This window comes from Acinetobacter sp. YH16053 (assembly GCF_013417035.1).
In the GTDB taxonomy this organism is placed as follows: domain Bacteria; phylum Pseudomonadota; class Gammaproteobacteria; order Pseudomonadales; family Moraxellaceae; genus Acinetobacter; species Acinetobacter towneri.
Genome location: NZ_VPEP01000020.1, coordinates 1 through 12,292 on the forward strand (window position 1 = coordinate 1; position 12,292 = coordinate 12,292).

Sequence of the window (12,292 nt, forward strand, 5' to 3'; positions counted from 1 at the left end):
GCCTTCATATTTGCTATCACTGTTCACCAATGCCGTCGGACGGTCATCATTGACAGGGTTACCCGATGGGGTGCCTGGCGGTAAATCTGTCGCTGTCGGCGGGGTCACTGGGACTGGCGGTGTCACTGGTGGATTGGTTGGTGGCGTAATGCTTGAACCATCATCCACGATCGTGCCTATGCCTGTGCCTGAGCTGCTATCTGCTACCTGTTTTGGTGTCTGTACACTGATTTGATACGTTTCCGAACCTTCAAGTACGCTGTCCTGCTTGCTGACTACACGTACTTGTACCTGTCCTGCTGTTTCATTTGCCGGATGCGTTACGTTAAACGCTGTACCCAAGGCAAAGCCCGGTACCGTGGTCCATGTCGCACCACCATCTGTGGTGTACAACACCGCTTCTATATCAGCTGCATCAATGGCGTTTGCACCTGTTGGGGTAATCGTCACTGCAATTGACGTAGTCGTTTCACTGGCATTGCTTAAACCAATGTCATGAATCAGCTGGTTGCCTTCATATTTGCTATCACTGTTCACCAATGCCGTTGGACGGTCATCGTTTGGCGTGTTTGGTGCTGCTGAAACGTTGATGGTTTCAGTCGCAGTTGCGCTGCCGCCTTGGCCATCGCTGATGCTGTAGCTGAAGCTTTCTTGACCTGTAAAGCCTGCGTTCGGTGTGAAGGTGATGTTGCCTTGGGCATCGATGTTCACCACACCGTTCGGGGTGTTGATTTGTTGTGCGCTGCCCGGCGTTAAAGGCACGCCATTGATCGCAGTAATAGTCAGTGGGTTGCCATCTGCATCGCTGTCATTTGCCAATGGGTTGAGTGCCACTGGCGTGTTGAATGCGGTGTTGTACGTGTCATCGCTTGCGACAGGTGGCGTGTTTGGTGTAGGTGCAAATGGAGACAAAGGTGTCCAACTACCACCACCCAAACCATGCTCAAATGGTTTGATAACTGAAGATAATATTGGGTACTCAATTCCTAAAGGCGGAATATTATCTAACACTCGATTCAGCATTAACGGTTTTATACCGTCGGCGACAGATGTTTCGCCCACACGAGTAAGTTGAACAAAACGATGACCACCTTGAGTTACATCAGGATCGCCATCAAAGGACTCTCCCGCAATTTCAACATAATCTTTACCTTCTTTTTTAAATACTCGACCATCATCCAAACGAACAACATCATTTTGTTGTTCTGTATCATTCATTTGCTGAAATGATTTTGCAAAATTTACAATTTTGTCGATATCTGAATTTGACTCGACCAGTAAGGAATTAAGACTGAAATTACCATCGTTATTGATTAAATCTTTGCCATGAATTTCGACTACACGACCATTTGAAAGCTGCAATACGACATTGCTTTCTTCAGAAAGATGCAATACATCCTTTGCCTGAAGTTTCGCCCCTTTTTTTAGAATTAATTTTTTATTTGTATTGGAAAAGCGCCAAACATCACCGTCAACCGAGATTACTTTTACTGTTGTATTCATTTATAACTTTACCTCAATTTAAATGTTTAGCCATATCAATTACTTATGCTTTACATGACCAAATTTATTTAGCGCGGACACGAAATCATCCTAGTTTAGTTAAATTAATATACAATATTTATGTTTCAGTCCATATACATTTATCTGCTTAAGTTGGCATTTTTTTACTAAAGTTGTTACAAAGGCGCATTTTATATGCATATTTGAATTGCATTATTAACTTTATTTAAAATATAAGTTCCGTTATTTCGATCAATCCAATCACATTGGGATTCATAGTTATGTTGAGTCGTTTTTTAGTTATTTGCCTGAGTAATATCTGTATTTTTTCGACTTATACTCTTGCAGCTGAACCACAAAAATCACTTCCTCCTACCACTAACAATCTAAACAATTTAGCACTATTAAACCAAGCCGACACATGGTCTTTAGATAATCTAAATAAAGCTGAATGGTCAGACAATCTTGAAAAAGGCTATCTTCCTGTTTACGCAAAGTTACAAGTGCTGTTGAGTCGCCATTACTCATCCTCAGGAGCAATTGATGGTACATGGGGGCTAAATACTGTGAAAGCCATTTCAGCTTTTCAGATTATGAAGGGTTTAAGTGGTGACGGAGTGTTAGATGCAAATACTTGGCGGCTTTTAAATGAAGATACGACTCAACCGACGTTTATTGAGTACACCATTACCACACAAGACTTGAAAGGTCCTTATGCTCAATCTATTCCTGTGGATTATGCCGAACAGTCAAAAATGAAGGGCTTGTATTACACCCGTGTGACTGAAATGCTCGGTGAAAAATTTCATATGGATGAATTGTTTTTACAAAAAATAAATTCAGGCGCAAGTTTTAATAAAGTCGGTGAAAAGATTATTGTCGCAAATGTGCAAAATATATTACCAAGCAATACAAAAACCATCATCGCGCACAAAGGTTCAAAGCAACTATATTTGCTTGATCAACAAAATAAGATGATCGCATCGTTTCCTGCTACGATCGGTAGTGAAGATAACCCATCCCCCTCTGGCATGCACACTATTAGCAGTATTGTGTCAAATCCACACTACAGTTATAACCCGAATAATTTCATCCAAGGGAAGAATCTCAAGCATTTGAGCTTACCACCTGGGCCAAATAATCCAGTTGGAAGTATTTGGATTGGTTTGTCTCGTCCTTCGTTTGGAATTCATGGTACGCCAAACCCTGCTTTAATTTCTAAAACAGCTTCGCATGGGTGTATTCGATTGACCAATTGGGATGCAAATAATTTGTCTAAAATCGTGCGCAAGGGAATGACAGTGAAATTCTTAGAGTAAAGGCTATCCTAGCCTCCACTTTGCTGCCGGTAATACCCCTCCTTATTCAGAAAGTCTAAGAAACTATCGGTAATAGGATAAGAAAGCTTTTCTGCTTCAATCACAATAAGTTTATCTGGTGGCATCATCGCACTTTTAAGAACCTGTAAAATAGACCGATAATATTTCACTATCTCATCTTCGGAGAGTTGATCTATTTTGCTCGACTCTCCTTCAGTTTTTCTCAATATTATTTGCATAGCCGTGTAAAACGGAATTTTTGAAAAATTTGTGTTTAAATCTAAATAAAGAATCGACTCATTGATCTGCTGTTTTTCTCTTTCTAAAATTCTTACTTTACTTGCCTCCATTTCCAATGACATTTGGATTCCATAAACATCATTCATACTGCTACCTATTCGCTACCTTTTTTATTTTAATAAAAAACCACTTACGATTAGTACACGTAAGTGGTTGTTTTATATGGTGGGCCCAGACAGACTTGAACTGTCGACCAACGGATTATGAGTCCGTTAACATAAAGATTAAAAATCAAAAAGATATAACAAATAAATTAATAATATCATACACTTATTTAATTTACAAAGTTTACTACTCACTCTTTTTGTTGATTAATATATATTGATTTTGCTTACTACTTGCTTACCAGACGCTTACTAGAATGAAACTAACAAAACCCACAATTGATAAAATTGATTGCTCAGACCAAACTAAACCAACTTTCTTTTGGGATGAGAAAACACCTGGATTTGGTGTTAAAGTTACACCTAAAAATAATAAAAGCTACATTTTCCAAGGTCGTATTGGTCTTCAAAACCGTCGTATCAAAATTGGTGACGTTGATATATGGAAATTAGATGATGCTCGTAAGTATGCACAAGAATTAGCGATTATGTGTCACAAAGGGATTGACCCATTGATCGAGCGTAAGAAAGCTTTAGCTGATAATAAAGAACTGCTAAAACAAGAGAAACGCAAGACGATTAAATTTAAAGATGTATGGTTTGAATACTTAAAAGCAAGACAACCTAATTGGCGACCAAGAAGTTATCAGGACCACATCGAATTATCTAGAGGTGGTTACGATCCTGAAAATAATAGTGTTTATACTAGTCAACCTATTTTTCAACTGTTTGAGTATAAACTTTCTGAATTGACTGCAGGTGTATTTTGCGATTGGCTTGATCACAATGACTTCCGTCCAACAACATCAGCTAAAGCATACCGACTTACACGAGCTTTCCTAAATTGGTGTGAGGAACATGAGGATTATGAAAACTTAGTTCCTCTAAAATCATACAACTCTAAAAAAGTTAAAGATAAAGTCCCTTCTCCCAAAGCCAAAAATGATTGTTTGATGAAACAACATCTAAAACCATGGTTTGAAGAGGTAAATAAGTTAACCAGTAGAAAAATTGCGATTTTTTTAATATGTAGTTTAATCACTGGTTGCCGAAAGAATGAGCTACTTTCATTAAAATGGACAGATGTCGATTTTCGATGGAAAACAGCAAAAGTTAGAGATAAAATTGAAGATGAAGGTCGCCTAATTCCTCTGACGGCATATGTTGAAAGCCTATTTTTAGAACTAAAGAAAAATTCTGATTCTAAATTCATATTTAGCAGTAAGGGCGCTGCATGTGGTCATATTGTCAATCCTTACGATAGCTTAGAGAAAATATGTAAAAAACTAAATATTGAACTTACACCCCATGGATTGAGAAGGTCATATAAAACATTATCTATATGGGCAAAAATCAATGAAGGATCTTTAGCACAGATATCAGGTCATAAACCAAGTGCATTAGTTGAAAGACACTATATCGTACGACCTATGGATATGCTACGAGAAACACTGCAAGAATATGAGGACTGGATTTTGCAACAAGTACGAAATGGCATTAATTGAAATACCTCGATACGGACTAATGCCAGTCAGTTAAGAAATTGACTGGTATTCTCTTGGGTATTTCTGCGGTTTTCCCTTCACACCCCTAGGGCAACTTCTCACTCTTCTCTGAGGTAAAATGTAGTTCTTGGCTTTTCCAGTAAACTTTCAAAATGCTTGGGTAAATTACCTGCTGAATCCAATGAAGTGAATCTTAAAATATTCAGAATACTAATGGATGCAATATGAAAGCTGATTCTCAGAGGACTAACTTTTGCCCGTTAAGCCATATAGTCAAATCATTATAAAACCAATACAATGGTGCATAGAAAGAGCTTGTCAATATGAATAGAGCAAATGCATCAGAATTGCACAGTTTAATTGACAAGCTATACTTTGATCTATTTTAGAACCGCATCATCATACTTAACCAACCTTCTGCATCATGTTTTTTATCTATGCTGGTCGGTGTTGCACCGATCGGAAAGCCAACCTTGCTTTGGACTTGGAATCGCTTGTTGTCCGACCAATCCATTCCTAAGCCTGCACTGCTGATTCGCTCTCGATTATCTCCTGTTAAACCAGCCCAACGCTGAGCTTGTTTTTTCACTTCTGCACTGTCTACATAAACTTTCAACATCAAATGATGCTGTGCTGTATTCAACAGACCTTGTCTGAGCTCTGCCACAGCATAATAGCCACTTGAGCCACTTAAGACGCTGTTTTGATAACCTGCAACGGTATAAGCCCCGCCCATACTGAACTGTTCACTGCTATCCAAATTATCAGGACTGTATTGTGCTTGAATGCCTGTATATAACTGCGTTGCAGAGAGACCGAGATTTTGTAATCGTGATAGGTTTAGATGAGCACGATAAAAACTACCCTGTGTTTGTGCAGTCGCTTGATCCGCTTTTTTTGCTGCAGCATTTTGATATTTCACTTGGCCAAAGTCATTTGAGATATTCAATTGATTTAAGCCACCTCCTGCAAAGTTATCATACTGTGCAGCTTGGACGGATAACCGACCGACATGCACATCACGATGGCGATAAACATTGGCAACGCCTATATCATCTTCAAGCTGTTTGTAATCATATTGTGCATTCAGTAGCACTTCACTACGATTACTCAAGAGGACTGGTTGATTTAACCAAATACTGGCTTGTTGGGCTTTACCTTCGGCATCGAGGGCTTTGTATTCTTTACTAAGCTCATAACTTAAATCAGAGTAACTTGCCCCTAGCCGACTCCCCATCCCATTGATTGTTGCTTCATAGCCTACACGCCCATAATGCATTTTGCCTGATGTCATGGCATCTACATTGAGTTTATCACCAAGACCAAAAGGATTATGTACAGCAGCGCCCGCATTGAAACGAACCTCTCGGGTATATTCATTGCCGTAATTGTCTAAACCAACATAACCGGTCATTGCTGCGGTAGGTACGATATCTACATTCAGCTGACTCGTCCCTGTGCTTTGTCCTGCACTTAAAATATTACGACTCTGTACACCATCTAAACGATTCAGTAATTTAATTTGTTGTTCAAGTGCTTGTGCTGTGATGACTTGACCTGCTTGTAATGGTTGCAGTGTGGCATCGATCAATGCATTTCGAGTACGGCTTTGATTGTTATAGCTGATGCCATCATAACGTGCTTCTAATACAGCAATGGTTACCACCCCTTGACTTAGGTTTTGGGCAGGCAAGTAAGCACGGCTATAAGGATAACCCTGCTGTTGATAATACTGTGTAATCTGTATGGCGAGTTGTTGTAGTTCGCCTAAAGTTAGGGTTTTACCTTCGTAATCGACCACCAGTGCATGCAATACTTCTCTGCTTAAGCTTTGATTACCAGTAATTTGAATTTTCTCAACGCGTATCCGTTCATCACTTGCCAAAGCTGGTGGTACAGTTGTCGCTGACTCTAACTCAATCGCTGCTTGGGGCTGATACGGTATCATTTGCTGCTGTTGTAATAACTGCCCAGCATTAGGAACAACATCTGCCCATACACTCAGACTAATACAAGACAACATGCTTGCGAGTACGGTTTTTTGCATTGTTTGCATGATTAGTTGCTCCCCCATGTTTGAATATTTTCTAAATTAATCCCTTGCCCTTCGACTTCTATTTCAACCTGTTCAAAGGCTTTAGGTTTTTGTTGTACAGGCTGCGTACGGATTGCACGCTGATATGGGTTACCCCAGACTGGATAATAGCTCGGTACTACAGGTGGCTGCGGTGGTACTGGCACAATAGGTTTTGCCTGAATGCTAAGCACCCCGTCGACAAAGGTCAGTTCGTAGTTATCGTCGCTGCCTGTTGCCTTGTTGGCATAATTTCCAACCTCTTGCGCTGTCACAGAAGCCGATACATTGCTGAGTACAGCTTCATCTTCGCCTGCAACTAACCCACTTGCTGTAAAGCCTGTCACCGTTTGATTTTGTCCGTTATAAACTGTGTTTAAACTATTGGCGGTAACGATTGCTTGCGCTTTACTAATATCCGCTGTATCGGTTGCTGTAGTTGCAGCTAGAACATAGTTCCCTGCATCTGCTCCTGATAAAGTTAAGCCATTCACTATCACAGTTTTATTACTTCCAGCATTTTTATCGCTAAATGTCGCTGCATTGCCTGTAATGCTTAAAAGATCACCTGATACACGGTTATCACCATAAATTACTGCCGCCGAACTATTGCCATCATAGACTTTGTTTTGGGCATTGATGTTTGCGGTTAAGGTCCGTGGGGTAATCGCAAAATCCGCCCCTGTATAGCTAATGTCATAGTTACTGGTGGCAAGTAAGCTTCCTTGGTTAATCGCATAATTCCCCACATTTTTCCCTGCCGCACGCTCCAAAGCACCTGTTAATAAACTATTATCATCAGAGAATTTCCAGCCTGATACAGCATAACCCAATGTCGGGTCAGCATCGCCATAGACTTTATTTTGTCCTGCATTGGCAGTAATGGTTAAAGTCGCTGGGGTAATCTCAAACTGTGGTGATGCACTGTTATAGGCAATGGTATAGTTGCTTCCTGCGGCAACTGTGCCTGTATTCATGGTATAAAGACCTGCATTTTCACCGCTATCACGCCCCAAAGTACCTGTTAATAAACTATTATCATCAGATAATTTCCAGCCTGATACAGCATAACCCAATGTCGGGTCAGCATCGCCATAGACTTTATGTTGTCCTGCATCGGCAATAATGGTTAAAGTCGCTGGGGTAATGGTTAAAGCTGTTGTATTCGCTGCATTTTGTGCAAAAACATAATTGTCATTATTTGCAGTTAAACCACTACCCGCTATTGCATATTGACCCACATGACTTGTTGCGGTTGCTGTAGTTGAAAATGATGCCGTTCCTGTCGTCGCATTCGCCAAATTTTCACCATTGACAAAACCTGCCACTGTTCCTGTTAATCCAGTGATTGCATCGCCATAGATGGAGGTTGCTGCATTGGCAGTATAAGTTAAAGTCGCTGGAGTGATATCCGCCTCTAAACCACCTGTCGGCTGTACTAGACTATAGTTGCCTGCATCTGCTCCGCTTAGCGTATAGCCAGATACCGTCACTGTTTTATGTGTACCGACATTTTTATCGGCAAAGTTTGCTATCCCTGTTCCACCTAAAGTCACCGAATCACTGCCCAATGGCGAAACCGAAGCCGTACCAGTCAAAGTTGCTACAGTGGTTGCATCATAGACTTTATTACCTGCACTCAAGCCTGTAATTGCAAGGTCGGCTTTATTGATGGTTAAGCTCGCACTTCCTCCAATAAAATCATAACCTTGTTGATTAGAATAATAACCTACATTATATGTTCCTACATTTTTAGAGCTACTATTTGAGCTAAAGATTTTGCTACTATCCAGTCCTGTAAATATTGTTGTATCTAAGCCTTGTACTTGACCATTATAGGCTTTAGTTTGATTAGCTGTCGCAGATATATCCGCCTGTGTTAAGAACGAGCGTAATAATGGTGCAGTTTGTCCATCATAAATCCGCCACACTTTACCCGTACCGCCAACATCATCAATATCAAAACCTGTAAAGCTATTTTTATCAAACATTTGCGCTGTAGTTAAACCTAGAACATTTGTTAGATTGCCTGAATTATCACCAACGGCTTGTGCTTGTCCTGTTGTCGCGCTGTTCCAATAACTATCTTTGATTGTTCCACCCAACCTTCCCACAAGACCACCAAATGTTATTGCACTTCCTGATGTTCTGGTAACCTGACCCGTAGCATAACTGTTTTCTACAGTGCTTGAAGCATTATTACCTAGCAACCCACCCACAGCATGTATACCTGACACTGCTCCTGTGGCATAGCTGTTTTTAATTACCGAGTTATCAGCATTATTTCCCGATAAACCACCTGCGTTAGAACCTTGTGCTTCGACTGCCCCAGTTGCATAGCTGCTTTCAATCCGAGAGTCGAATTGATTGGCTCCTGACAGTCCACCTGCAAAATTGTCTGTCGCTGTAACTTGGGCATTGGAATAGCTCGATAGAATATTTGACTGATTCAGATTAACTCCAACTAAACCACCAACGTTCTGATAACCATTCACTTGACCTGTACTAAACGCATTACTCGTGTTTGCAGAATTTGCCTCGCCTATAAGTGCACCAACTCCCCAATAGCCTTTAATATCTGCCTGTATTAATCCGATATTTTGAATGGTTGCATTGCTGGTTGCACCAAATAAGCCGACATAATTTTGGTTTGGACGGTTAATGGTTAAATTAGAAATCGTATGATTTAAACCATCGAATTTCCCTGTAAATCTATTTGAAGAATTACCAATCGGGTTAAAGCCTTGCCCATTATTCCAACCCGATGTTACCGTTGCATCGATGTCTGCACCGAGTACATATTTACTACTCAGGTTTCCACTCATCCCTTGTAATTGATTTAAGGTCTGAATTACAGCATAGCTTGCCCCAGCTACGGTGTCATTCTTATTAATGACATTGTTTAGCCCAACATGGTTTTTTAAATAGGGTGTGGTTTGATTATCGGCATTATTCCAGATGCTATTAAAATCAAAACCGACAAAATTGGCTTTATTAAACATTTGGGCGGTGGTTAAACCTGTACCACCTGCACTGCTTGCTTGTCCTGTGGTTTCTCTATTCCAGTAGCTATTAGTAATTACTCCAGCATTTACTCCTACTAAACCTCCACCTGCCATACCAAGAACTGCGCCCGTAGCATAGGTGTTATGGATTGTTCCGTTATTATATCCCACCAGACCACCAATATCAGTTCCGCTAATCCTCATAACACTACCAGTTGCATACGAGTTCTCAATGATACTAAAATTATTTGCACCAACCAGCCCACCAGTACCAGTACCAGTACCACCACCACCTTTTACCGAACCACTTGAATATGAGTTTCTAATTATCGCACCTTCTACATTACGACCAACTACCCCACCTACATCTACGAGTGTTCCCTCAACCTGTACGGTACTATAAACACTCTCAATAATACTTCCTCCTCTATTCCACCCTGCTACTGCACCTACTGCATTTCGTCCCTTAATACTACCCCCAACTAGACCCACATTACGAACAATCGCATTTAACCCAGCTACATTACTAAATAATCCAACATAATCTTCATTAATACGATTAATATATAAATTAGAAATGGTATGTCCTAGACCATCAAACTTTCCTGTAAAATGTGGGAAGTTTCCACTTACACCACCGAGAGAATCAAAACCTTGCCCATTATTCCAACCCGATGTTGCCGTTGCATCGATGTCTGCACCTAATACATAATTACCTATCAGATTACTATTAATATTTTGCAAAGTATTAATATCATTGATAACATTATAAACCTTTAATGTTTCACTACCTTTCCTAGTAAAAAAGTTTTGCCCTGCACTGAGATTAATTTTTGCACCATTGTTTATATAATAATTGGCTGCGGTATTGGCAGTATCTTGACCATAAATTAAATTGAGTTTTCCATTATTGTTTGTTGCGGTGATATTGGCATTGATATGTATGTCGTTATCCGCACGTAGTGTCAGTGCTGTATTGGCAGACCACGTCACATCGGCATTGACATTGATATTGCCTGCCTGTGTGCCTGCCCCTGCGGTGGTTACGGTAATATTATTACTCGCTAAAGCACTGTTTAATGTACCTACATTGATAATGCTGTCATTTTGGCTTGGGGTGAATGTGTTGGCTACATTATTATTGCCAGCTTGTGCTTGGTTAGAAATCGTTACATTAAAGGGGTCAATCAGCCATTCACCTGTTTTGCCACTGTCTGATAGCGTTGATACTTTTGTACTGCCTGCAATCTGTACATTAGCAGCAGAGGTTTCGATAAAACCGCCATCTGCACCATTTTTGCCTTCGGCTTTAAGCGTGCCACTCACGGTCGTTGTACCATGCTGCATATCAGCCAGTAGGATAATTTCGCCTTTGGCGTTTTTGCTTAATCGGTTGGCTTCGATAATCCCTGTATGATTCACAACGGCTTTACTTAAACTGTCTTTGGCTTTTGCAGTTAAATAGACCGCTCCATTATCGGCTTGGATTGCTCCGCCATTTTCCACCAAACCCTGTAACGTGCCTAAATCAATCTGATATTCGACTAAACTGCCATCTTGCAGCTGTAAAGTCACTTGATCGGCTGCGGTGAGATGGACTGTGCCGTTATGGGCTTGAATCGTGCCGTGATTCTTAACCGTCGGCGCAATCAATGCCACCACACCGCCACCCGCAATAATCGAACCGTAGTTTTCTACACTGCCTGCATTGCCCTGATTTTCAAGACTGTTTTTTAGGGTGAATTTGCCCTGTGCAATATCGCTGTCGGATAGGTTTAAAGTCGAAGCAACAATACCACCGACATTGACCTGAGCGGTTTTGGAAAAAATCACCCCGTTTGGATTGAGTAAAAATAGCTGTCCGTTGGCATTCAGTTTGCCCATAATCTGGCTGGCGTTGTTGTCCAACACCCGATTGACCGCAATCGAAGATTGATTCGGTTGGTTAAAATTCACTGTGGCATCTTTGCCAATGTTAAAAGTATTCCAATTTGTCGAGAGATTTTGGCTGTTTTGGGTGATGTTTAAAGTATTGTGGTTCTGTGAAATCTGTGCCGAACCTTGAGTGATATTTGCTCCTGTAGGTAATGCAGTATTGGCAACCCCAGCCCATGTTGCATTGGCAACTAAAGCCATACTGAGGCTTAGACTACACAATAACCACTGCGGACACGCGGATATGTTTTGGGTTTTGTGTAATGGACGAGATAAATGCGTGCCAACTGTTGTTCCTTTGGCAGCACTTTTGGCATGTTCAGACACAACAACCATCTGCCCTAGTGCCTTATTCCATACAATTTTATAAATTTTGTTCATCACACATCCCCAAAACCTGTGTTTTTGTAAAGTTATGTGCTATTAAATACACATTACTTGACTTTGCAATACCTGAAATCAAGTATTTTTGAGCAATGACTTTATATAGTTAATATGGTTCCGTTAATTAGACCACTCAATTCAGTTTTATAAGAGCTTTGTTGCA

General features: G+C 40.6%; 6 protein-coding genes and 1 pseudogene. 2 read left to right on the top strand and 5 right to left on the bottom strand.

Features of this window, described 5'->3' with window-relative positions; all coding sequences use genetic code 11:
- Positions 1 to 1,503 (bottom strand): Ig-like domain-containing protein (locus FTV43_RS11975; protein WP_179995539.1); only part of this gene is annotated, 1,503 nt, incomplete at its 3' end.
- 281 nt (positions 1,504 to 1,784) lie between these two features.
- On the opposite strand from FTV43_RS11975, the gene FTV43_RS11980 reads away from it, so the two are divergent.
- Positions 1,785 to 2,822 carry a L,D-transpeptidase gene (locus FTV43_RS11980; RefSeq protein ID WP_179995540.1) on the top strand — a complete coding sequence of 346 codons (1,038 nt, stop codon included), beginning with the start codon at positions 1,785 to 1,787 and terminating at the stop codon, positions 2,820 to 2,822.
- An 8-nt stretch (positions 2,823 to 2,830) separates the two neighbouring features.
- On the opposite strand, the gene FTV43_RS11985 is transcribed toward FTV43_RS11980, so the two are convergent.
- Positions 2,831 to 3,208 carry a hypothetical protein gene (locus tag FTV43_RS11985; RefSeq protein WP_179995541.1) on the bottom strand — a complete coding sequence of 126 codons (378 nt, stop codon included), beginning with the start codon at positions 3,206 to 3,208 and terminating at the stop codon, positions 2,831 to 2,833.
- Positions 3,209 to 3,483: 275 nt separating this feature from the next.
- Here FTV43_RS11985 and FTV43_RS11990 point away from each other — a divergent pair, with 275 nt between their 5' ends.
- Entirely contained in the window at positions 3,484 to 4,731 is a 1,248-nt protein-coding gene (locus FTV43_RS11990; RefSeq protein WP_179995542.1) for an integrase family protein, read from the top strand.
- A 30-nt stretch (positions 4,732 to 4,761) separates the two neighbouring features.
- On the opposite strand, the pseudogene FTV43_RS16180 reads toward FTV43_RS11990, so the two are convergent.
- The 3 genes and pseudogenes from FTV43_RS16180 to FTV43_RS12000 all read right to left on the bottom strand — a co-directional run.
- Positions 4,762 to 5,003 (bottom strand): annotated as a pseudogene (locus FTV43_RS16180) (DDE transposase); the annotation flags it as partial.
- 113 nt (positions 5,004 to 5,116) lie between these two features.
- Complete coding sequence (locus FTV43_RS11995; protein ID WP_179995543.1) at positions 5,117 to 6,787, bottom strand: ShlB/FhaC/HecB family hemolysin secretion/activation protein; 1,671 nt, start codon at positions 6,785 to 6,787, stop codon at positions 5,117 to 5,119.
- 2 nt (positions 6,788 to 6,789) lie between these two features.
- A complete protein-coding gene (locus FTV43_RS12000) occupies positions 6,790 to 12,126 on the bottom strand; it encodes an MBG domain-containing protein (RefSeq protein ID WP_179995544.1) in 5,337 nt (1,778 codons plus the stop codon).
- Between the last annotated feature and the right edge of the window lie 166 nt (positions 12,127 to 12,292).